Here is a 21,920-nt window from a genome sequence, read left to right as displayed (position 1 = left end):
AATACCGATCATACCAGTACGGTCTGGCTCTGCCCCTGGTGCATTTTGCTTAACGCTTTAGTGCTGGCGAATGTCAGCAACACAATCAGCAGTACCAGCATAAGCATGGCGCCATAGGGGATGGGCAAGAGCGAGGCCTGTGACGAGAACACCGGAATGTCACTGGCATCAGCCAGGGTGACCCTGGCATTGCAACCGCTGCAAGGCGCAAAATCCCCATTTTGCGCGGCCAGCGCAATACGGCTGGCAAAATAGGTTTGCAACTTTTGATGATGCTGCTGAACTTCCTGCATAAATGCCTGATGCCTAAGCTGACCATTACCTGCAAGGTCGATCAGCGCTGCATGCAACAAGGTGGCCGGTGACAGGTGCTTTAACCACCCGGCCTGTTGGTTTTGTTTGTGTAATACCTTCACAAAGGCATCATCAAAAGGTTGCATAGCCTGCTCCACAGCGAGAATTTTCGCTATTTTGCTGGTGGCATAGTCGTTTGTGGCTGTGCCGGTTTTAGCCAATTCCGGGTGGTCCTGAAAGAAATTCGCCAGGGTTTGGGCCGCCTGTTGATTAACTTTATCGGTGTGGCTGCGCATCTGGTCCACATATACCAGGCGTGAGGGTGACGGATTCAGGGTCATAATTAGGATATTTAGCACGGCGGGCACAACAATCACCAATCCCAGCCAGGCAGTAACAAGCCGCGCGGCATTGTTAGCGGCGTTTTTGCCCAAGCTGATAACCCAGGCCGTCAGCGCCAGCCAAAAACCTGTATAAAGCAATACCAGCAGACTGAAGATCAGCAGGCTGATAAAGGTTATACCCGGGCTGAATAGCCAAAGACAAAGGTTGCTGATCAATAAGAACGGCACCATCACAGCCCCAGCGCGCACCAGAATCTGTGCGGCCACCAGGGTAGCAGGAGATATGCCCTGCAACATCATAATACGCAACTGGCCCGACTGTTTCTCTTCAGATAGCGCATTAAAACAGGCGCCAATCAGCAGCAGTGGTAGCAAGTAGATAATCACAAAAGCCAGGTCTAACTGACCCAGTAGCAATGCCAGCGGATGGGTATAGTCATACTGGTGCAGCACATGCTGTTTCTCTGTTACCAGCATGCGAAAGAAGTATGGCTGAATATCCGCCTGGCCGATGGCTATGGCCGCTGTGGGCAGTGGGGCTTTAGTGGCATAATTTACCATCAGGTAGAAGGCCTGCCCGCGCAGGTCATGCTTATCATCCCACCAGTTTAGCGGCCCTTGTCTGGCCTGGCGTTCGGCCAGGCCCTGGCGGATGGTGTTATTGGCTGTCTGTTGTTCCTGCTGAGCGGCCGTCACGGCTAAAGCCTGATTCTGACTAAAGCGGTAGCCATTATAAAAAGCCAGTACAGCGAATAAGCTGCTGGCCGCGAAAAGCAGCAACAGCAGTTTTTCCCGTCTGAGATTAAGGAGTTCATATTTCACAACCAGGCGTTTCATTACAGCATCTCCTTTTGTAAACGACGGGCAGCAAAGCACAAGGCGATAAGCAGCAACAGCGCCCAGGTAGCAAGGCTTAATAGCGGTGTCAGATAATGCCCTAAAAGTGGCCCAATCCTGGGGTAGCTAAAAGAAAATGCCGGGATCTGCTCCCACAGTGATTGCCCGGCCTGAAACGCCCCCTGGGATTGCTTAGCATGGTCGCGCTGGTAATTATTCAGGGTGGCCTGCATGACTCGTCGGTGTTGCTCCGCAGCATCTTCAAACAGCTGATGATGGCGTAAATCAGTAGCCGATGCCGCCATGGACACTGACTGTAAGGCAATAAAAGGGCTAAGTACGGCGGCAGACTGGTAGGCGTCGGTCTGTTTATTCAGCAATACGGCGCGCTGGCCATACAAGCGGTCAAATACCTGATCAGAATACTGTTCACCAAACTGCAATTGCGCGCCGGACCAGTCGAATGGCAACTCATCAGTGCTGCTGACGCCATGGGCCTGCAAGGTGTTTTGTTTAAACTCTTGTATGGCCTGCAGGCGCTGTGGCGTGTAAATCTCTGATTCCAGTTTGGCGGCGAATTCACGGCCCGACTGAATTGGAAATTGGTCGGTGGCGCTGGTCATTGCCAGTCGCGGTAACAGCAAACTACTGACTGCCCAGATCGCCAGCAGCCAAACCAGTGCCTGACGGGGAGTGCGCATCCAACTGGATAGCAGTAATGTCAGTGCGCACCAGATAAACAAATAGAGGCTGTAACCCGAGATAAACAGCAGTGTTCTGCCGCCTTGCCCCTGGCTGGCTGTCACCTGGCTATACAAAGCAAAGAGCAGCACCGGGGCGGCGAACAGCATAGTGGTCAGGTACAAGGTTCCGCCTTTAGCCATCATCAGTTTGGCGGTTGATACCCCACTGGCCAGCAGTTGGCGCAGGGTGCCCTGTTGCCTTTCCGCCGCCAGCAGGGCATGCCCCATCAGAATTATCAGCAGGGGCATCAGCATCTGTACAACAAAGGCCGGGCTTAACTGCCCAAACCGCTGCATGGCAATGCTGTCCTGAGAAGGGCGAAACAAGCTGTCATTCTGTTTATGCGCTTCCAGGCGCAGTACCTTGCCCTGGTATTCACTTAAACCGGGATCCAGCACGCTCAGGTGGCTGCTGGGTTTGATTACATAAACGCCGTAATGGGCCGCAGAGTGGGGACCCTTTTCGCCCTGGTGCAACCAGCGATGGCGTTCTGCATTGGTGACATCCTGATACAGACTCTGTTGTTCGCGGCTGGTATACCAGCCGCTGGCCAGTGCCGCCAACAGCAGTATCAGCAGGGTAATACCTACCCAGCCAAGCTGACCCTGGCGCGCAGACTCAAGCCATTCCTTTTTAAGCATCTCTACTAACATAGGGCTTCTCTGCGAATATGTTGCAGGTAGAGGGATTCAAGCTGCACATCTTGCATATCCTGTCCCTGCAGGCGGTGTACCAGTTGTCCCTGATTTAAGATGGCCACCGAATGGGCGTCTTCCTGAGCGCGGAATAAATCATGGGTCGCCATTAAAATGGCTACGCCTTGCCCGGCCAGTTGCCCGAGCAGTTGGCTGAATTCATAGCTGGCCGACGGGTCCAGGCCCGAGGTAGGTTCATCCAGAATCAGTGCTGTCGCCTGTTTCGCCAGGGCAATGGCAATCCCCACTTTCTGCCGCATACCTTTTGAATAGGTTGATATCGCCTTATCGATGGCATGGGCGGGGAGCTGCACTTTTTCCAGCAGGGCACGATACTCATTTTGTGACAGACTGATACCGGCGATTTGGCTCATATAGCTAACATTTTCCAGGCCGGTTAAACGCGGATACAAGGCCACTTGTTCCGGAATATAGGCAAGCTGCTGCCTGGCCCTGACAACATCGTGCTGAACGTTAATGCCGCCAATGCTGACTGTGCCACTGTCGGGCTGTAAAAAGCCCAGCAGGCAATTAATGGTGGTGGTTTTTCCGGCACCGTTTGGCCCCAGTAAAGCCAGAATCTCGCCCGCATTGACGGTAAAGGAAATGCCTTTTAGTGCCTGGTAGTCAGCAAAGGCCTTTTTCAGTTCACAAACCTCAATCACGGCTTGCGTTGTTTCCTTGAGCATATTTTCCTCCTTAGAAGCTGTACGTCATAGACGCAATCCAGGTGCGGCCTTTACCCGGTGTGACGCCCCAATCCACGCCTTTGGCACCGGCTGATAACCAGTATTCTTTATCAAACAGATTCTCAATTTTTAATCTGAAGATGGTGTTCAGGGCGCTAAGTTCGTACTTCACCCCTAAGTCTGCCCGGGTGTAAGCGGGGAGCGACAAGCTGTTCAGCACATTTTGCTGGCGCTCTCCCACATGGAAAATACCCAGTTGCGCATACAGTCCCGCCAAGGCCTGAACCTGATAGTCGAGGAATAAATTAGCCTGGAATTTGGGCACATTGGCCGGGCGATTGCCATTGATCAGTGGCTGCCCAACCAGCTTGTCCAAGGAAGCGTCCATCAGGGTCACGGAGCTGACCACAGACAGGGCATCAGACACCTTGCCATTGATGTTCAGCTCAATACCGCGGTGCGACTGCGCGCCATCTTGCACAAAATAGTTGCTCACACGATTGTGGTATTCGAGCATTTTCTCTATCTCAAATACGGCCAGGGTGTAGGTAGCACTTTGGGTCTGAAACTTAACTCCGGCTTCCAGCTGTTCACTTTCCTGTGGTCCAAGGGATTCCCCTTCGTTAATGGCACCGCTGCCGATAACCGCAACACCACCTTCTCCCGCGCCTTCTGAATAGCTGGCATAGAAGGCCAGATTGTCGCTCGGGTTGTAATTCAGACCAATCAAAGGAGTGGTAAAACGTTGATTGTCTAGTGTTTCCTGCACGCTGTCTGGGGCATGTTGCAGCTTTTCATAACGAATATGACGCAGGCCCAAGGTGGCATAGAAGGTGTCGCTGATGTACAAGGTGTCGGTTATAAACAGTGAGTTTTCTTTGGTGTCGGTAATAGTGGCATCAGGATAATCAGGGTATTGAGGACGGCTGGTATGGACAGGATTAAATAGATTACCAACCGGGTTTGGCAGTTCAAACCAGCGGCCATCGGCAGACTGATAGTCGCGCAGGCTCACTCCGGCCACCAGATTATGGGCGATGTCGCCGGTCTGGAATTCACCACTTAAAAAACTCACCGCCGCGTAGGAGCGGTATTTCTCGTCCGGTGTCACATGGATAGCGGCAGACAAAACATTGCCAGCTATATCCACCTGGTAAATATCCGGGAAGATAGTAAAGCGGTTGTTGTCTGAATAGGCGAATTGATTAACCCATTGCCAACTGTCGGTTAGCCAGTAATCCACCCGGGTTGCCAGATTATAGGACTGAGTTTCATAGCGGCCCCATGGCTGGCCAAGCAGTATGTCACTGGTGTCTACATAGGGGGGCAGAATACTGAGATCACTGTTATTGGGGTCCTGTGCCAGACCAATCAGCGGCTGGGAGACGACCTTTTTGTCCTGAAAGTCGGCGTCGAAGCGCACAAACAGCTTGTCGCTGGCGGCCCAGTCAAGGGCGGCACTTAAAAAGTAGCGTTTTAAGTCATCGCCGCCGCTAAAATCGCCGGTATCTTCGGCGGCCGCGTTAAATCGGTAGCCCCAGGTCTTTTCGGCATCCAGTGGTCCGCCGCTGTCCAGATGCAGATATTTGCCATTGCGACTACGCACTTCGCCTGTGACTTCCAAAAATTGCTTCTGTGTGGGGCGCTTGGTTACGTAATTCACGGTACCCCCCGGATTGTTGACACCGGAAATCAACCCAGAGGGACCTTTGATCACGTCCAGACGCTGGATGTTTTCCAGCGCAACATCCTGAAACGGCGCCAGGGCCAGGCCGTCGCGGCGCAAACCGTTGGTCCAGTCGAGCTGAAAGCCGCGCAGGCTAACAAAGTCAAACACCGTACCTATGGCGGTGTTTTGCACCGACGCGTCATTGGCCAGCACATCGCCTAAGGTTTTTGCCCGCTGGTTGGCAATAAGCGCATCGGAAAAAGACTGAATAGAGATAGGCAGTAATTGCGTATCTTTGGTGCCAAGTGCGGCGGCGTTTACGTCGCGGGTGTCGTAAAGTGCCGAGCGGGTGCCGGTAACATTGAGCTTTTCAATCTCTTCCTGGCCGGAATTGGCGTAACTGGTGTGGCTGAATAGCGCGGATAAAACAACGAGACTTAGGGAGGAACGTTTTACATTCACTGACTGATACCTTTCCTGGTGCCGACAAGCTTACTTCTGGCGACGGTGCGAGTTTATTAGCCACAGTATGCTAGGCTTACTGTGGCTTTTTGGATATGTGATAACATAACTAATTTATCTAAAGTAAGCTCTCAAGTAAATGAAAAATCAGAATAAATTCCATTTGTGAACTAGGGGCTCGTATGACCCAATGATTAGGCTTTGAGCGCTTCCCAATGTTTAGTCGGTAGGCAAGGCGAACCTATATGGTTCGCCCTGTTCGTAGTGCGCGTCGGCCTTTTTAATACAGCCTTTGATTATATTTAAAAGGTCGACAGGGCCTAATCACCTTACCAAACATAGGTTGCACTTAAGGTCATGCGCCGTCCGGAGGTGTAGTAACATTTTTTATTGTTACAGGTGCTAAGCTCATGCTGGTCAAATAAGTTCCGCACGTTTAACGCCAGGCTCCACTGGGCTAGATCATATTTAAGGCTGCCATCGACCAGGGTATAGCCCGGTACGGTTTTAGGTGCGTTTTCGCCGGTACCGTTATTTTCACCGTTGTAGCGTGCACCTAAACCAAGCTGAAAACCACTGTCAAAATAGTAATCAGCCCAAACCGACAGACTATGCTCAGAAACCGCGTTACTTTGTTTACCGATTTCCGCTGGGTTTATACTGTCAACCACTTCCGCTTTAGGGATCCATGTATAGCTGGCCATCAGGTTGGTGTTTTCGGATGGTTGCCAAAACACTTCCAGCTCTGCACCTTGTACATTCACTTCCCCTTTTTGTTCGGGATGCGGCTGATCGTCCCAGACCCATTGGGTATAGTCTTTACGGGTAATATCGAACGCGGCTAAGCTGTAGCGCCCACTATTGTCTAACGGCGTGTAGCGGACACCCGCTTCTATTTGCTGGCCTCTTTCGGGGGGAAAGGGTTTTAACTGCGCCGGGTCAATAGTGCCCGTTGGCGCAAAGGACTCAGAGTAACTCACATAGGGCGCTAAACCATTGGCGGCTTTATACACCACACCAACACGTGAAGATTGCCCGTAGCTTTTCTGGCGTTCAATAAAACTGCCATTTAACTGATATGAATTGGTCTCGGTTTCATCATATCGGGTGGCGAGGTTTACCACCCAATGCTCACCAATGCTGATTTGATCCTGGATATAAACACCGGTTTGTTTGACATCCGATAACCCTGTGATGTTACTAGGCACATCTGTAAATGCCAGTTTGTTTTGAGGGTTTAAAATATCCAGCGGTGCAAATGTTGCACCCCAGGCGGCATCGACTTCAAAGTCTGTTTTCTGATAATCAACACCGACCATAATTTGGTGTTTTACAGTAGAAAAATCAAAGTCCTTGCTAATGTATGTGTCAATGTTTTTGGATGTGACGTCTTCTTTACTGGCCAGGCCTGTTAGCTTAACAAAACGGAAGTTATCTTTATCCGCAGGGTCATCTGCATTTTGGATGATCCAGCCTGATTTATAGACCGTTCTGAAGTCCATATCGAACTTAGCGTAGCGTGCTTTTTGTGAAACCATCCAGCCGCTATCAAACTGATGCTTGGCATCGTAACCGATTAACCACTGCTCCTGCTTAATGCCATTGAAATCTGTTGAGCCACCAAATAACGGTAGTTCAGTCTGACCGTTAGGGTTAGGCAGCAGGGAGCCGGCTAACAAGACTTCGTTGGTGTCTGTCCCTGAGTCTATATCAAACCACTGGCCATAAAGAGTGACATGGGTCTGTGTTGTCGGGCTCCAGGTAACAGAAGGAGCGAAGTAGTGCCTTTTATCATCCAGCGGTGTGTTTTCTAACTCACTATTTTTAGTCAGGGCAGTCACGCGATATAGCCATTCGCCGCGTTGATCGATGGGGCCGGAAAAATCCACCGCAAGCTGCTTATGGCTGTTGTTGCCAATTTCGGCCACAATTTCCTTCTGGCTAAAGGTAGTGGGGCGTTTACTTACCAGGTTGATGACCCCGCCCGGACCATTAACCCCATACATGACAGATGACGGACCTTTTAATACCTCTAAACGCTCCAGACTGTATGAGTCAACCTGCCACATCCCCCAGTTGCCGTTATTGCGCATTTGCAGGCCGTCTAAATAGACCCCGGGTTTATAAGCGTCAAAGCCGCGTATATAAATCCAATCCCATTGTGGCTGGTCTCCCCATGGAGCAGCATTCACACCTGGCGAATAGGCCAGGGCCTCGGTGATACGGCTGGCACCTTGAATCTCCATTTTATCCGCCGTGATCACATTGATTGTTTGTGGGATATCTTCAATGGCGACCCCCATTTTGGTGGCGGTGCTGGTGCGCTTGGCGATATAGCCTTCCACCGGCCCTTCGGCCAATTCCAATCCTGAGGCCAGTACATTGACAGAAGGCAGGGCCACAGAATCTGTAGGGACTAAAATATACCCGTTGGCAGTAAGGTCGGCCCGATATGGGCTATCAGCCAGTAGCTGTTCAAAGCCCTGCGCTACGCTGTAATGCCCCGACAGGCCAGGTGATGTGAGACCTTGTAATGTGGCGGTTTGAAAGGACAGCTTAACGCCGGAAACAGCCGCAAATTCAGTCAGCACATCACTTAATAAACCTGCACCAATGGCATAATGCTTCGACTGTTGCTGACTATTTGTGTAACCAGCCTGCGTATTATCGGCATAGGTGGGCTGGCTCATCATTGCCATTGCGATGCCCAGTGCAACAGGGGTTAAGGCTGATTTTGTTCGGGGTTTTAGATGCATTTCAATATGACTCATTTTGTTATAACTAACCTACTTACCGAGCTAATTGAAATTAAGTATCACTATTATTTGAAAAAATTACTCTGCTGCCGACGTCACATTCTCAGTCACAAACCCCAACCTGGTGACGCCCTGTTGCTGAGCCAATGCCATAACTTTCACCACCGATTTATAGGCAATATCGCCATCGGCATAAAGCTCAATGGTGGGTTGCGGCTCGGCTTGTGCTATCTGCGCAAATTTCTCAGCCAACTGCTGGTGGCTCAGCAGTTGTTTATCCCACCACAGTGAACCATCTAGCTTTAAATCCAAAGCAATCGACACCGGCGGCGCAGGGGCTGATTCAACCTGCGCTTCTGGTAGGTTTACCTCTATAGATTGGGTGATAACCGGCACGGCTATCATAAATATGATCAGCAGCACTAACATGACGTCCACTAAGGGGGTCATGTTAATTTCAGCCATAGACTCGTGCGGATCGCGACTGCTGTTAAATGCCATATTACCGCCCTTTAATGCTGCTGGTTTCGGGTACCGAACCCATCAGCAGGTAGCCGTTAAGTTGTTGGGCAAAGCCATTGAGCCTGCTGGCCAGTTTACGGTTACTTCTGGTCAGTGCGTTGTAGGCCAGCACAGCAGGAATAGCGACCAGCAGACCAAATGCCGTCATCACTAATGCTTCCCCGACCGGGCCGGCAAGCTGATCGATACCCGCTTTACCTGTTGCGCCAATTTTGATCAATGCATGGTAAATGCCCCAAACTGTGCCAAATAAGCCGACAAAGGGGGCGGTTGCGCCAATTGACGCCAGCGCGGTCAGGCCTTTTTGGGCCTGCTCACTGCTTTGTTCAAGTGATGTTTGCAAGCTGGTAGAAATCCAGTCAGCCAGGGGCAAGCTATGGGTCAGGCTTAGGCTATTGTCCTGGTGTTGCGACTTTGCCAGCACACCGGCATGCACCAAGCTAAAGAAAGGATCGTGCGGTAACTTATTGTCTAATCTGGCCAGACCTTGCTGAATATCTGATGCTGCCCAAAATTCTGGCAACTTCGCCGATAATTTAAGTAACCTGACTTGTGTTATCCACTTACTGATTAAGATTGACCAGGTCATTACCGACATAATCAGCAGCACTGCGGCGACAGACTTAATCACAAAGTCACTTTGCTGCCACAGTGAAGCAATACCATAAGGGTTTTCCATACAAGGTTCCTGTTTAGTTATCTAGGTTGTCAGTTAAAGAAAAATAGACGGGCTGAACATACCAAAAAGCGATGGCCTGCCCCTTTTTACGTGCTGGTTGATAACGCCACTTAGCCACCGCTGCGCGGGCTGCCTGGTCAAGGCGGGTAAAACCACTGCTTTGTTTAATGCGCATTTCGCCTACCTGCCCATTCGCCAGAATGTAAATGTCGAGTAGCACTGTGCCTTCTTCTTTTAACCTTCTGGAGATTCTTGGGTAAGGCGGGGCAGGGTTTTGTCCCAGGCTGGCATCAACGCGCGGTGGCACAACATCTTCCTCTGGCGCAACAGCGGATGTCATGCTTGGCGGGGGCGATGTTGTGTCTGGTTTGGCAGCCTGGTTAGTTGGTTGCGGCTGCGGTGGAGCAGGAAGTGACAGCTCTGGGGGCTTAGCCATTTTCGCTGGCTTCTTTGCATGAGTTGGCGCCGGTACATCCAATCTGGGACTTTCTTCAGCTTTGGCTATTTCATTGGGCTTTTCAGGCAAGCTGTCTTTTTTGGCGTGCACCTTAGTCGCCTCGGCTGTATCTGGTTTCGAACTTTTAGGCGCATCTGCTGCTTGTGGTACCGGCTTTACTGGCTCTTGCCGCATCGGTTCCATGGGCTTTTGTTCTTCAACCGCAGGTGGCGTCTGAACTACATTGGTGTTTTCAGCCTGCACAGGTACAGCGCGGGCGATCAACATCCCTTGCAATACTTTTTTGGGCGGTAATGGCTCAGGGCTGAATTCAACAAAAATGCACAAAACCAGAATTAAATGAACAACCAATACCATCACAGGAATGGTTATTCCTGAGCGATTTAATTTCAAAGGACTACCTCAAAAGCGACAGCACTGCGCTGTCTTGCCTGGCGTGATTATCTGATTACCGCACCAGATAGAAAAAAGTATCAGCAAAGATGTCTTGCCGATTTGCAATGACAATTTAGCTATTACGCCGATGACTTGGGCACTATCGTCAGCCACCACTTAGTGCGGTAGACAATGTCAATGGGCAAGGTGTCCAGCAAAAGGGCCAAGGTGCCGTTAAGGTCGTAGATGTCAAAAGTGCCTGACACTTGTATGTGCCTGATTAATTTATCAATGCTGACGATACGATGATGGTAGCGCCCCAGCTCTTCAATTAAGCGGTAAAGGGGCACAGAGGTAGCAACAAAAAGCCCTTTGCGCCACATCGCACTCAGAAGCGCCTTGTTTATCATGGGACGATGATCATGCTGGTTAAACAATAATGACTCACCTGCATTCAGCACTAACTCGAAATGACGGCTTGTGATTAAAACCGCGTCCTGACTTACCTCAACCTCTGTTCCCAGCTCGGTCGTTTTTACATTAAAGGCTGTGCCAAGTGCTTCAATAACCCCATGTTCAGTTGTCACGCGAAAAGGGGGCGAGCCGGTTGAGGCCTTTTTGCCTGTGGTAACAAATATCTCGCCAGTCAATAAGTTCACTGTTCGTTCTTGCCTGGTCAGAGTGGTAGTAATTTTGGTTCGGGTATTTAACTCAATAATAGTGCCGTCAGCTAAGCTAACGGTTTTTGACTCGCCGACCTCTGTTTGATGATCTGCCATGATGCTGTGATGCAAGCCTGAGCGAACACTCAAATAGCCTGTCACTGGCGCGACAAAAACCAGGCTTAACAGCTTTAACATGCGCCGACGGTTTTGCCGATTTAAGTGCAAAACAGCCTGACTATTTACCGATTCGGGTAAGTGCTCAATATGGGTTAAGAAATGCTTGGCTTGTTGCCACGCATCACGATGGGCCTGGTCTTGTGCCAGCCACAGGTTTAATCGCTTAACATCGTATTCTGAAACATCATCAGATTGCATTAGTACCAGCCAGTCTGCCACTTGCTCGATAATGCGGCTTTCCTTTCCTGATTTTAGCGTCATGCGCTAATCCAGAGTAAGGCAGGCGATAAAGGCCTTTTTCATATGACGTTTAACGGTGATTTCAGCGATATCAAATTGAGCGGCCAGCTCCTTGTATTTGTAGCCATCAAGCTGAGCGAGCAAAAAAATCTTGCGTGTTAGTTCGGGTAATAAACACAATGCCTTGTCCAGGCGCATTAAGGTTTCTACAACGATATGCTTATGTTCCGGTCCAGATACGGCGTGTTCTTCAACTTGTGATATCGCGGCTAAGTAGGCTTGCTCAACGTCTTTACGGCGCCAATGATCAATCACAATACCTTTGGCAATATGGGTCAGCAAGGCACGGGGCTTACCTTCGTACACACCAGCATTGTTTTTATTGGTCAAGAGGCGGATAAAGGTATCTTGCGTGATATCTGCGGCTAGTTCAGAGCAGCCTACTTTTTTGCACAGCCAGCCTGCCAGCCATGACCGGTTATCTAAATACAGACCATCAAAATTTTGCCGAACCACAGACATTGCTACAACCGTAATGCAAATCATTCTAATAACGTCGGCATTATTGATCAAAGGTGTAGTTGGCATCAAGGCCGACTTGATGCCAACTACATCCGTAAAGCAGGCTGCACGATGCCTGGCTTTGTGTTTATAGCGGCCAGGGCTCGGCCCAGGCGGGCAGTTGCATCAGCTTGTTCAGCCAGTTCACAATATTAGGGTAATCCTGCATCGGCATCTGTGATTCCTGCCAGTAGCGGGCCATGGAAGCGAGCTGAAAATCGGCAATGGTCAGTCGCCCGCAGGCCACATGGTCCTTACCTTGCAGATGCTGATTCAACACCGCCGCGTATTTATGAAAGAGCGGTAGCCCCGCCTCAATAGCCTGCTGGTCTGGTTGGCCAAAGTTAAAGGTACTTTTTACGATATATTCAAAGTAAAAATTGCCTATGGCTTCCATCCAATGGCAGTCATTCCAGGACAACCACTTAATCACATCCACCTGTTCAGCGGCATGGTTGGCTGGCCACATATCCGAACCGGCCTTTTGGCATAAATACACCATAATGGCCGAGGCTTCCCACAGCACAGTCTCGCCATCCACCAGGGTTGGCGCCTTCATATTGGGATTCAGCTTGGCATATTTGTCGGTTTTCAGGCTACCGTCGGTGGGATCGAGCTGAATAAACTCGGCTTGCACGCCCAAATGTTTGCATAGGGCCAGCACCCGCAGCGGTGCCTGAGCTTTAATCCAGTAAATTTGCATAGTTCACTCTCTTGTTGGGTTAATTTGCCAATAGTCGTTTGGCTGGGGAGGATTTCGACAGGAGTTGGACCGTCCTAACGAAATAGGTTGCAGCATTGCATTGGCCTGTGACCACCAAAATCAGGATAGAGAGGTTCACCGAGTAAAAGAGGTGTTGATAGAAGCTCAGAAGCTCAAGTTGCCGCAGTTACTGGCACGGAAGGTATCAGTTTAAACTTAGGGAACAATACCTATGAAGTTAACTATGAAAAATATCACGGCAACCCCAGAGAACCGGTGTTTATCTATCCAGAGCATACCAATTTTCTGGGGCTGACATTAACTGCAAAGATGGAAGGTTAGCAGGATGTGGTATATATCCTGGTGTTGGAAGACCGCACCGGTACTGACACCCGTTGTGTTGACGGTAACACCGATAACGCACTTATCGGTTTGTATAAGAAGTACAACAACTGATAGTGGAGAGCTTCGGCTCTCCTTCTTGCTGTATTTTGTATTGCCCTGGTTTCGCTGCCTTTCGCTATTTTGCACATCGCGTTAGTTTTGTGTGCTATGCCAAGCATTTCAGCCTGATTATCCTTGTTGCAAAGGCAATGACTTTGAGCTGCTTGTGGCTTGGCGTGCAAACAAACTCGTTAGTACCTGTGACGTTGCCGCCATTCCCGATTTCATAAATTTCCATCTTCCCGATTCCGGGAATTTCCCCTGTTAAATACCAGGCTGATTTTAATATTCCTTTAAATATCAATTTTTTGTGCTTTGGTATGGCGCTTGCGTCTTGCATTAGTTAAGCAGCTAAACAGGTAAGGACCGATGCAATGGATGTAAAAGTGAGCCCGGTGAAGGCCATGTACAGCAAGCGCTATATTTTGCCAGCTGTCACCTTGGTATTTTCTGTTTTCAGTGTCTGGCTTTATTCCCAGCCGTCGGCAAGCAGTCAGGTCGAGGTCGGGCAGTTATGGTTAGGTCAGGTCAATCAGGGGGCGTTGGCATTAGAAGTCACAGGTTTTGGTGTCTTAGAGTCCAAAGTACAGCGCTTTTTAACCGCCGCCAATGAGGCCGTGATTGAAGAGATCCTGCTAAAGCCCGGCGCGGTGGTCACACCCGACAGTGTGATCCTGACGATGTCCAATCCAGGTATCGGCCAGGCGCTGGTGCAGGCTGAGTTGGCGCTAAAGGCTGAAAAGGGCAAACTAAAACAACTGGTCCTGACTCAGGAGCGGGAAATGCTCGACGCTAACAATCAGCAGGCCGAGCTTAGACTGGATCTGGACGTGGTTAAGGCCCGCTTTGAAGCAGAAACCAAGCTGGCCAATTCCGGAATAGTGACCCAACTGACCCTGCTGGAAACGCAGGCCCAAGTCAATAAATTGTCCGGGCGGCTGGCCAACAGCCAACAGCGTCTGGCGCAATTAACGCGTCTGCATCAACAGAGCCTGCAGATCCAAAAAGAGCAAATCGATGAAAAGCAAAGCCTGCTGGCCTTAGCCAAGGATCGTATGGCCCGATTGCAGGTAAAAGCCGGTATTGACGGGGTGTTACAGGCTCTGCCGGTTGAGCTTGGACAAAGTGTCAGTGTCGGCAGTCAATTGGCGCTGGTGGGCGGAACCGATGAGTTAATTGCCGTGGTGCAGGTGCCACAGCGGGATGTACAGGGCATGATGCCGGGCATGCAGGCCAGTATTGATACCCGCGGTGGGGTGGCCGAAGGTGAGGTTCGGCTTATCGATCCTGTGGTTAAAGAGGGTAACGTCGAAGTGGAGATCGCCCTGACCGGTACCTTACCGGATAATGCCCGCCCGTCATTGAATGTGGAAGCCAGAATACGCCTGGGCACGCTGCCAGATGCGCTGTATATCAAGGCACCGGTAAACGTTGCCCAACATTCCCGGCATCAGGTGTTTAAAGTGGATGATGAACGTCACACCGCCGAACTTACCTGGCTGGAGTTTGGTGCCAAGAGCGGCCAGTTTATTGAGATCAAAGCGGGCGCGGCGCGTGACCAGCGCTTTATCTTAAGCGACATGCGTCAATACGCCGAGCAGTCGCACATTTCCCTGAATTAAGCATACAAAACCAATAAGGACATCAAGATGAGCCAAGCAAACCAAGCACAAATTTGCCTGCAACTGGCCAATATCACTAAGGTATTCCGTACCCAGGAACTGGAAACCCACGCCCTGCGCGGTGTCGATCTGACCATCTACCAGGGCGATTTTATTTCCATATCCGGCCCGTCTGGTTGCGGCAAGTCATCCTTGCTGGCGATTATGGGCTTGCTGGATACCGCCAGCAGTGGCAGCTACCTGATTGACAACCGGGACGTCAGCCAGCTTGGGGTCGATGCCAGGGCCGAGATCAGAAACCGCAAGGTCGGCTTTATTTTTCAGTCTTTTAACCTTATCGATGAAATCAGCGTGTATGAGAATGTCGCACTGCCGCTGCGCTACCGTGAGGCGGATGCGTCCGGCAAAATGTTGCGCGAAGCCGAAATAGACCAGGCGGTACGCCATGCGCTGCAACAAGTGGATATGGCCCATCGGGGCGGACATAAGCCTAACCAACTGTCGGGTGGGCAGCAGCAGCGCGTGGCCATTGCCCGGGCTTTGGTCGGTTCACCCGCCATCTTATTGGTGGACGAACCGACCGGCAATCTGGACTCAAAAAACGGCGATGCGGTGATGGCCCTGCTCAAAGATCTGAACCGGGCTGGCACCACCATTTGTATGGTGACCCACGATGCCCGCTATGCCGAATTTGCCCATACCCGTTATTACTTACTTGACGGTGAAATGGTATCTGAACACGCTTTGGCGGAGGCGAGTTAATGAAGTTACAACATGAAATTCGCCATGCTCTGGCTGGGTTACAAAATACGCCGATGTTTGTGTTTACCCTGGTGTTCACCCTGGCACTGACCTTAGGCGCGCTGATTGCTGCGTTTAACCTTAACCAGTTGATCCTGTTTAAGCCGCTGCCTTATATACAGGCGGCGCAGCTGTACATATTGGATCAAACCGAAGTGCGCCAGGGCAAGGTCGTCAAATCCGGTGTCCAGCATATCGATTCACAAGTGCAAATGTACCGCAGCAGCCAGGACTTTCTGCACTCAGCCCTGGTACTGCGCAGCCGTGGCATTCTGGCCAGTGTGCCCAGTGAACCAAGGTTACAAACCTTATATACCACAGCCGAATTCTTTGATTTGTTAACCGTGCCCTTGGCTCTTGGCACGGGGCTGTCTGCCAGCCCGGAAATGAAAGATGCCCGGCCAGAAGCCGTGCTCAGCTATGCCACCTGGCAAAGCTATTTTGCCGCAGACCCTGATATCATCGGCCAGAGCATTCAGTTTGATCACCAGCAATTTAAGGTGGTTGGTGTGCTCGATAAAGGTTTTAAAGAGCCGCAGCCCTTTGCCGAAACGGCCAGTGACATTTACCTACCGGCGGCTTACAGCCAGTTAAGCCAGCCTAACGGCACCTCATCCACCTCTAATTTGCTGAGCCTGGTAAAGCTTACGCCGGGACAGAATACGACCCAAGTCAACGCGCAGCTTTCGGCCATTTTTAAGGATTTTTTGCAGTCGCCGCAAGCGCAGTTGTACCGGGACGTGGAATTGCTGCCACGTCTGACCCGGCTAAGCGATGCGGTTAAAGGTGACAGTGCCCGGATTACGCTGATGATCCTGGTGGGCGCCGTGGTGTTGCTGCTGATTGCCTTTGTGAATGTGCTCAATCTGTACCTGTCGCATATCAATAAAAAGCAGCAAATTCTGGCTATTTGCGCCTGCCTTGGGGCCAAACCTAAAGCGCTGTTTAAACGCCTGTTTGTTGAAAGCCTGCTACTGACCCTGGTAGCCAGCCTGTTTGCCCTGATCATTGCCGCCTGGTTGTTGGTGCTGACCAAAGAGCTGGCGCAAGGCACGCTGCCGCGTTTAAATGAGCTGGGGCTGGATATCCCGACCGTGCTTTTCAGTTGCGCTATTGCCGTGCTGTTAGCCGGGGCGCTGGCCTTTTTTGGCCGTTTTACGGTCAACTATGACGGCCTTAAACAACAGTTAAATGCCAGTGGTAAAGGCACCAGCGCGCAGGTATCGCGCCGGGTCATGTGCAGCCTGATTGCATCACAGATTGCCTTGACCGGCTTGCTGATCATGATGACATCCCTGGTGCTGCAAATGAGTCTGCAAACCGCTAACCATCCATTGGGTATCGATATTGAGAATGTTATCAGTGTTGAGGTGGACCCCGGCAAAAACTACCCCAGTGCCACCCAGATCCGTACGCTTGCCACGCAAATTAAGCAGCATTTTGCTCAGTTGCCTCAGGTTGAACTCGTGGCCAATTCCCGCCATTCACCACTCAGATTCGGCCATAGTGGCACCCTTATTTACGATAGTCATCAGCAGCGCGTCGGCGGCTTTTTATATAACCGCGTAGATGAAGACTTTGTTGGATTAGTGAAGTTGCCAATGTTGCATGGCCGCAACTTTAACCGCGAAGAAGTGGCCGACCAGGCCAAGGTGGCGCTGCTGAGTCAATCCATGGCTCGGGCCATTTTTAACCGCACCGATGTAGTAGGCGAGCGTATTTACCGTGCCAAAGGGCAAGCCTTCAAGGTGGTGGGGGTGGTGGAGGATTATTTTAGTGTTTCCAATATCGACCCATATTTTTATATGCCCCTGGATGCCAGTGACATCAACCTGATGCTGAAGATCAAACCCGGCATGAGCCTGACCAAACTGGAGATCCTGCAACAGCTGCGCACGATTGACCCGAGTCTGAGAATACAGGAATACCTGCAACTGCAACGCACCGCCGCTGAACTGGTATATCAATATAGCTTGGCAGCCTGGCTGGCCGGGGGGTTAAGCCTGTTTGCCCTGCTGCTGGCCTGTACCGGCATTTATGGGGTAATCAGCTATGCCACCCAGATGCGACGCTATGAACTGGGCGTGCGTATGGCACTGGGGGCCAAGCGTAAGCGTATTGTCAATATGGTGCTCAAGGATGCGATTCAGCCGATTGTTATTGGCCTGGTGAGCAGTTTTTTGCTGGCCGTGCTGCTGTACGGCATGGCCAAAAGCCAGATTGCCCAGTTAGGGCAGCCGGATGTGCTGCAGATATCCGGCGCCTTAGGGCTGTTGCTGCTGTTTTCTTTACTGGCTTGTTTTATCCCTGCCAACAGTATTGTCAGGCAGGATCCTATAAAAGCGCTCCGAAATGAGTAACTTGTAAAGGGCTCTGGGCTGTTCCGTGTTAGTATTTTACTTTGCGCAGCAGCCTGTATTTTTATCGCGACCAAGCATGCAAAACCCCAAGACCATCCTTTTTATTGATGATTGTGCTGACATCAGGCTAAGTGCCCGATTCTTGCTAACCAATCATGGTTTCGACGTGGTTGAAGCCGACAGCCCAACCAGCGGGCTGGACATGCTTAACCATCAGCCCGTCGACCTGGTGCTGCTGGATATGAACTACTCCCGCGACACCACATCGGGAGAAGAGGGGCTGTATTGTCTGCGTAAAATTCGTGCCTTGCACAACCACTTGCCGGTAGTTGCCATAACTGCCTGGGCAGCGGTGGATCTGGTGGTGAAAGCCTTAAAAAGCGGGGCGCGGGATTTTATTGAAAAGCCCTGGGACAACCAGCGGCTGCTGCAAGTGATCAAGCAATCCCTGCAATTACAGCAGCTTGAACAGCATTGTTGCCCGCCAGCAAGGGAGCAGACTCAGGCGGTTAAGCTGGTGGCAAACTCCCAGGCCATGCAGTTACTGAAAAGCCGCCTGGATGAGGTGGCCCAAAAGCCGGTGACGTTGCTGCTCACCGGTGAAAACGGTACGGGTAAAAGCAGCCTGGCGCACTATATTCACCAGGCATATCAGCAGCAACATCGCGGCGGCGCTTTGGTGAGCGTCAATATGGGCGCTATTCCGGAAAACCTGTTTGAAAGTGAAATGTTCGGCCATACCAAAGGGGCGTTTACCGGTGCGGATCGGGCCAGGGTAGGGCGTTTCGAACTGGCAGAGCATGGCACCCTGTTTTTGGATGAAGTGGCCGAGATCCCGCTGCCGTCCCAGGCTAAATTGCTGCGGGTGCTGGAGTCGGGCCAGTATGAACGGGTGGGTTCCAGCGCCACCCAAACTGCCAGCGTGCGCCTGATCAGTGCCAGTAACGGCAATTTTAAACAGCTGATTAGCGAGGGGCGCTTTCGCCAGGATCTGTACTTCAGGTTAAATACCATTGAGCTGCATGTGCCGCCACTTCGCGAGCGTCGCGAAGATATTCCCGAGCTGGCCGCACAACTGCTTGAACAATTTTGTCAGCGCTATAAAAAGCCCGGCATCAGTTTGCTGCCCTGTGCGCTGGAGCTGCTGATGGCGTACCCATTTCCCGGTAATTTACGTGAATTAAGCCATATCCTTGAGCGCGTGGTGCTGTTGTGTGAGCAAACCGATATCAGTGCAGCGCTGCTGGCCGCTAACGGTATGGCGTCTGCCATTGCTGCTCCGGTGGCGTCTGCCGCGGGCGCTGAATTGCCACTGATGACCTTCGAGCAGGCCGAACGTGAGCTGCTGGATAAGGCTCTGAGGCAGTGCAAGGGCCAAACCCAGCAAGCCGCAGAGCTGTTGGGCATCAGCAAAAGTGCCATTTACCGTCGCTTAGAAAAATACCATATCGTCGCCAAAGATTACCTCTAGCATGCACAGGGCCAGAACATGTTGACAGTGAATAGCCTTGAGCGGCTGATTGGCATATTTTTGCTGATGGTGAACCTGCTTATTTTAGGCCTGAGTGTGGCCTGCTTATGGCTGTTACATAGCTCTGGGCTGATGTTGGCCACCTTGTTGGTGTTATTGCTGCCAGCTCAGTTGCTGGTGTCATTGTGGCTGAACAAAAAGCTGCTCTGCCCATACGCTCGCATACTGGATGCGCTGGAGTCGATGAAGGTGGATGATTATTCCCTGCAGGTGCGGCCGGTGTATTGCCGTGGCGTGGTCGGCAGGGTATTTGATGAAATCGGTGCGTTTTCTGCGGCGCTGAGGCAAAAAAAACGCCTGTTCGACGCGAAAAACTTACTGGTCCACAGTTTAATCAAGCAGTTGGACAGCCCGGTGCTGCTGCTGGATGAAGAGCGAAAACTGGTACACGGCAATCAGGCCCTGTCGCGCTGGCTGGGTAAAGACTGGCGACTGGTGCGACTGAGCAAGGCAAAATCGCTGGGGTTAGTGCAAAGCGCGTCGGGCTGGTTAATTGCCGATAAGCAGCAGGCCAGGCAATTTAATATTCGCTCCAGCTTTTATAAGGACGAAACCGGTGAGCACCAGTTATTAATTTTTACCGATATCAGCCATGAGCTGCGGGAAATGCAAATTCACTCCTGGCAGCAGATTGTCAGGGTGCTAAGCCATGAGATTAAAAACTCCTTAACCCCGATTAAATCACTGGCGCAAACCCTGGCCGAATTCAGCACCCATCAGGTGCAAAAAGACATGCTTGAAGTGATTAATCAGCGTAGTCAGAAGCTTACCGAATTTGTTGGTCGCTACAGCCAGTTAAGCCGCCAATATGCTATCCATCCGCAGCATATAGACCTGGCCGGCATGCTCGGCTCGGTAATCGCCATGTACAGCGACATTACCTTCAAGCTGCAACTGGACAGCACCCAGGTGGTTGCCGACCCTATACTGCTGGAACAAGTGCTGATTAACTTAATTACCAATGCACGCCAGGCCATTGCCGAGAGCACGGGGGAAGGTGTGATTAAAGTCCATTGCCACAGCGCATCTAACTCGGTGCTTATCAGCCTGAGTGATAACGGTGTGGGTATTCAGAACCTGGATAATGTATTTGTACCTTTTTACACCACCAAGCAGGGCGGGCAGGGCATTGGTTTATTGCTGTCCCGCCAGATTATTGAGCAGCATGGCGGCCAGCTGACGCTGGAAAATAACGCTGATGGCGTCGGCGCTGTTGCTTTGATTCGTTTGCCTGTGGGGTGTTGAATCTTTTTTACCACGAAAAACACGAACGGCACGAAAAGATTTCTCGCTGTGACGCTAAGTTCGCAATGATACTTTCAAATACTCTTTGTTCTTCGTGCCTCTGTGGTTATTTCCGATTTTTTTGGAAAGAATTTTCACCACAGAGTCACAGAGGGCACGGAGAAGAGCTTGGGCTATTTGGATGTCTCTGCGGTGAGAGGTTTTGTGTTTTTTCGTGTGGTTAAATGGTCACCTGTAAAAGACTTATATGCATGACCTCCTTGTCTTTTATGACGCGCCGTCCTTGGAGCCAGTCCTATTCTAGTGTCCTGCCTGTTGCCCCGCCGGCCAGCTTTACGCTGGTCCGAAGGAAAAGCCACAAGGAATTGGCTTTCAAAGCGTGCCCGCTGGATTGTTTGTTGTAGATTGGGCAACAAACAGGGGATTTTGCAGCTCTGACTCAGCAACTTCCCTGTTCTTTATGACACGCCGTCCGTGGCGCGCCAGTCCCATTTACAACAAGCTTCCTGCCTGTTGCCTTTCAGGCCAGCTAAAGCTGTTCAATCTGGTTCCATACCAGATTGTCTTTACTGCAAAGAAACGAGACGCAAAGACCAAATTTTCAGGAAAAATTTGGGACAGCTTTATGCTGGTCCGCAGGAAAAGCTACAGGGAGGTAGCTTTCAAACACGCCTGCTGGATTCCCAACAACGACCGGGAATTTTTAAGCGGGAAGCAAAGCGGCTTGGGCCGCTTAAGGGGAGCATAGGTCTATTTAACAATTAATTGGTTCATGGACAACCAACTTTTGGCTGTCGCAAGTGCGAGGATTTCGGCGCATATGTCACTTTGTGATAACGGCATGACGAATGGAATTTAATATAAGTGGGCATAATCAATCGGCAGCTCTCCGTACTATCCAACATAATGAAGGGTCTGTATATAAGTACAGTGTTGGGTGCTGAGCCTTATAACAGCAATAGTACGGAACACGTCCGCTTTTCCCCGGCACCATCTTGGTGCAGCCTAAAAAACTCATACTAGGCAAAGGCTTACAAGCATGCTAAAA

Annotated in this window: 17 protein-coding genes; 5 read left to right on the top strand and 12 right to left on the bottom strand. The window is 50.9% G+C overall.

Translation table 11 applies throughout. The features are described from left to right. Window positions 1-8: 8 nt before the first annotated feature. From ABD028_RS06995 to ABD028_RS06940, 12 genes are all read right to left on the bottom strand, one after another. Window positions 9-1,475 carry a DUF3526 domain-containing protein gene (locus ABD028_RS06995; protein ID WP_343843390.1) on the bottom strand — a complete coding sequence of 489 codons (1,467 nt, stop codon included), beginning with the start codon at window positions 1,473-1,475 and terminating at the stop codon, window positions 9-11. After that, window positions 1,475-2,872: a DUF3526 domain-containing protein gene (locus tag ABD028_RS06990; RefSeq protein WP_343843387.1), complete on the bottom strand. Its 1,398-nt coding sequence runs from the start codon at window positions 2,870-2,872 to the stop codon at window positions 1,475-1,477. Before ABD028_RS06990 ends, ABD028_RS06995 begins: the two co-directional genes overlap by 1 nt. Continuing rightward, on the bottom strand, window positions 2,866-3,603 hold the full coding sequence (locus ABD028_RS06985) for an ABC transporter ATP-binding protein (protein WP_343843384.1): 738 nt from the start codon (window positions 3,601-3,603) through the stop codon (window positions 2,866-2,868). The genes ABD028_RS06990 and ABD028_RS06985 overlap by 7 nt, the downstream gene beginning before the upstream one ends. Before the next feature lie 10 nt (window positions 3,604-3,613). After that, window positions 3,614-5,734 (bottom strand): TonB-dependent siderophore receptor, encoded by a 2,121-nt coding sequence (locus ABD028_RS06980; protein WP_343843381.1) that lies wholly within the window; start codon window positions 5,732-5,734, stop codon window positions 3,614-3,616. A 329-nt stretch (window positions 5,735-6,063) separates the two neighbouring features. After that, a complete protein-coding gene (locus tag ABD028_RS06975; RefSeq protein ID WP_343843378.1) occupies window positions 6,064-8,433 on the bottom strand; it encodes a TonB-dependent siderophore receptor in 2,370 nt (789 codons plus the stop codon). A gap of 135 nt (window positions 8,434-8,568) precedes the next feature. After that, window positions 8,569-8,991, bottom strand: coding sequence for an ExbD/TolR family protein (locus ABD028_RS06970; RefSeq protein ID WP_343843375.1), 423 nt, complete (start codon window positions 8,989-8,991; stop codon window positions 8,569-8,571). Between the two features lies 1 nt (window position 8,992). Beyond that, entirely contained in the window at window positions 8,993-9,691 is a 699-nt protein-coding gene (locus ABD028_RS06965) for a MotA/TolQ/ExbB proton channel family protein (RefSeq protein WP_343843373.1), read from the bottom strand. A gap of 13 nt (window positions 9,692-9,704) precedes the next feature. Continuing rightward, window positions 9,705-10,541, bottom strand: coding sequence for an energy transducer TonB (locus tag ABD028_RS06960; protein WP_343843371.1), 837 nt, complete (start codon window positions 10,539-10,541; stop codon window positions 9,705-9,707). Window positions 10,542-10,663: 122 nt separating this feature from the next. Further along, window positions 10,664-11,626 (bottom strand): FecR domain-containing protein, encoded by a 963-nt coding sequence (locus tag ABD028_RS06955; RefSeq protein ID WP_343843368.1) that lies wholly within the window; start codon window positions 11,624-11,626, stop codon window positions 10,664-10,666. Window positions 11,627-11,629: 3 nt separating this feature from the next. Further along, complete coding sequence (locus tag ABD028_RS06950; protein WP_343843365.1) at window positions 11,630-12,193, bottom strand: sigma-70 family RNA polymerase sigma factor; 564 nt, start codon at window positions 12,191-12,193, stop codon at window positions 11,630-11,632. 61 nt (window positions 12,194-12,254) lie between these two features. Further along, window positions 12,255-12,869, bottom strand: coding sequence for a glutathione S-transferase family protein (locus tag ABD028_RS06945; RefSeq protein WP_343843363.1), 615 nt, complete (start codon window positions 12,867-12,869; stop codon window positions 12,255-12,257). Between the two features lie 550 nt (window positions 12,870-13,419). Beyond that, window positions 13,420-13,653: a hypothetical protein gene (locus ABD028_RS06940; RefSeq protein ID WP_343843360.1), complete on the bottom strand. Its 234-nt coding sequence runs from the start codon at window positions 13,651-13,653 to the stop codon at window positions 13,420-13,422. Window positions 13,654-13,687: 34 nt separating this feature from the next. Between ABD028_RS06940 and ABD028_RS06935 the strand changes: the two genes are divergently transcribed. From ABD028_RS06935 to ABD028_RS06915, 5 genes are all read left to right on the top strand, one after another. Further along, the gene (locus ABD028_RS06935; protein WP_343843358.1) at window positions 13,688-14,935 is read left to right on the top strand and encodes an HlyD family secretion protein; all 1,248 of its coding nucleotides are present in this window, start codon (window positions 13,688-13,690) and stop codon (window positions 14,933-14,935) included. Window positions 14,936-14,962: 27 nt separating this feature from the next. Continuing rightward, window positions 14,963-15,697: an ABC transporter ATP-binding protein gene (locus tag ABD028_RS06930; protein ID WP_343843356.1), complete on the top strand. Its 735-nt coding sequence runs from the start codon at window positions 14,963-14,965 to the stop codon at window positions 15,695-15,697. Further along, on the top strand, window positions 15,697-18,096 hold the full coding sequence (locus ABD028_RS06925; protein ID WP_343843354.1) for an ABC transporter permease: 2,400 nt from the start codon (window positions 15,697-15,699) through the stop codon (window positions 18,094-18,096). The genes ABD028_RS06930 and ABD028_RS06925 overlap by 1 nt, the downstream gene beginning before the upstream one ends. 76 nt (window positions 18,097-18,172) lie before the next feature. Next, complete coding sequence (locus tag ABD028_RS06920) at window positions 18,173-19,567, top strand: sigma-54-dependent transcriptional regulator (RefSeq protein WP_343843352.1); 1,395 nt, start codon at window positions 18,173-18,175, stop codon at window positions 19,565-19,567. An 18-nt stretch (window positions 19,568-19,585) separates the two neighbouring features. Then, entirely contained in the window at window positions 19,586-20,872 is a 1,287-nt protein-coding gene (locus tag ABD028_RS06915) for a sensor histidine kinase (RefSeq protein WP_343843350.1), read from the top strand. Window positions 20,873-21,920 lie beyond the last annotated feature (1,048 nt).

This window comes from Bowmanella denitrificans (genome assembly GCF_039522935.1).
Lineage (GTDB): Bacteria > Pseudomonadota > Gammaproteobacteria > Enterobacterales > Alteromonadaceae > Bowmanella > Bowmanella denitrificans.
The sequence above is the reverse complement of the archived record's forward strand: the minus strand, read 5'-3'. Positions and strand labels throughout refer to the sequence as shown.

Excerpts from the sequence above, each read along its gene's own strand:
- ABD028_RS06995 (WP_343843390.1), bottom strand. The coding sequence starts at position 1,475 with ATGAAACGCCTGGTTGTGAAATATGAACTCCTTAATCTCAGACGGGAA.
- ABD028_RS06990 (WP_343843387.1), bottom strand. The coding sequence starts at position 2,872 with ATGTTAGTAGAGATGCTTAAAAAGGAATGGCTTGAGTCTGCGCGCCAG.
- ABD028_RS06985 (WP_343843384.1), bottom strand. The coding sequence starts at position 3,603 with ATGCTCAAGGAAACAACGCAAGCCGTGATTGAGGTTTGTGAACTGAAA.
- ABD028_RS06975 (WP_343843378.1), bottom strand. The coding sequence starts at position 8,433 with ATGGCAATGATGAGCCAGCCCACCTATGCCGATAATACGCAGGCTGGT.
- ABD028_RS06970 (WP_343843375.1), bottom strand. The coding sequence starts at position 8,991 with ATGGCATTTAACAGCAGTCGCGATCCGCACGAGTCTATGGCTGAAATT.
- ABD028_RS06965 (WP_343843373.1), bottom strand. The coding sequence starts at position 9,691 with ATGGAAAACCCTTATGGTATTGCTTCACTGTGGCAGCAAAGTGACTTT.
- ABD028_RS06955 (WP_343843368.1), bottom strand. The coding sequence starts at position 11,626 with ATGACGCTAAAATCAGGAAAGGAAAGCCGCATTATCGAGCAAGTGGCA.
- ABD028_RS06950 (WP_343843365.1), bottom strand. The coding sequence starts at position 12,193 with ATGCCAACTACACCTTTGATCAATAATGCCGACGTTATTAGAATGATT.
- ABD028_RS06945 (WP_343843363.1), bottom strand. The coding sequence starts at position 12,869 with ATGCAAATTTACTGGATTAAAGCTCAGGCACCGCTGCGGGTGCTGGCC.
- ABD028_RS06940 (WP_343843360.1), bottom strand. The coding sequence starts at position 13,653 with ATGCAAGACGCAAGCGCCATACCAAAGCACAAAAAATTGATATTTAAA.
- ABD028_RS06935 (WP_343843358.1), top strand. The coding sequence starts at position 13,688 with ATGGATGTAAAAGTGAGCCCGGTGAAGGCCATGTACAGCAAGCGCTAT.
- ABD028_RS06930 (WP_343843356.1), top strand. The coding sequence starts at position 14,963 with ATGAGCCAAGCAAACCAAGCACAAATTTGCCTGCAACTGGCCAATATC.
- ABD028_RS06925 (WP_343843354.1), top strand. The coding sequence starts at position 15,697 with ATGAAGTTACAACATGAAATTCGCCATGCTCTGGCTGGGTTACAAAAT.
- ABD028_RS06920 (WP_343843352.1), top strand. The coding sequence starts at position 18,173 with ATGCAAAACCCCAAGACCATCCTTTTTATTGATGATTGTGCTGACATC.
- ABD028_RS06915 (WP_343843350.1), top strand. The coding sequence starts at position 19,586 with ATGTTGACAGTGAATAGCCTTGAGCGGCTGATTGGCATATTTTTGCTG.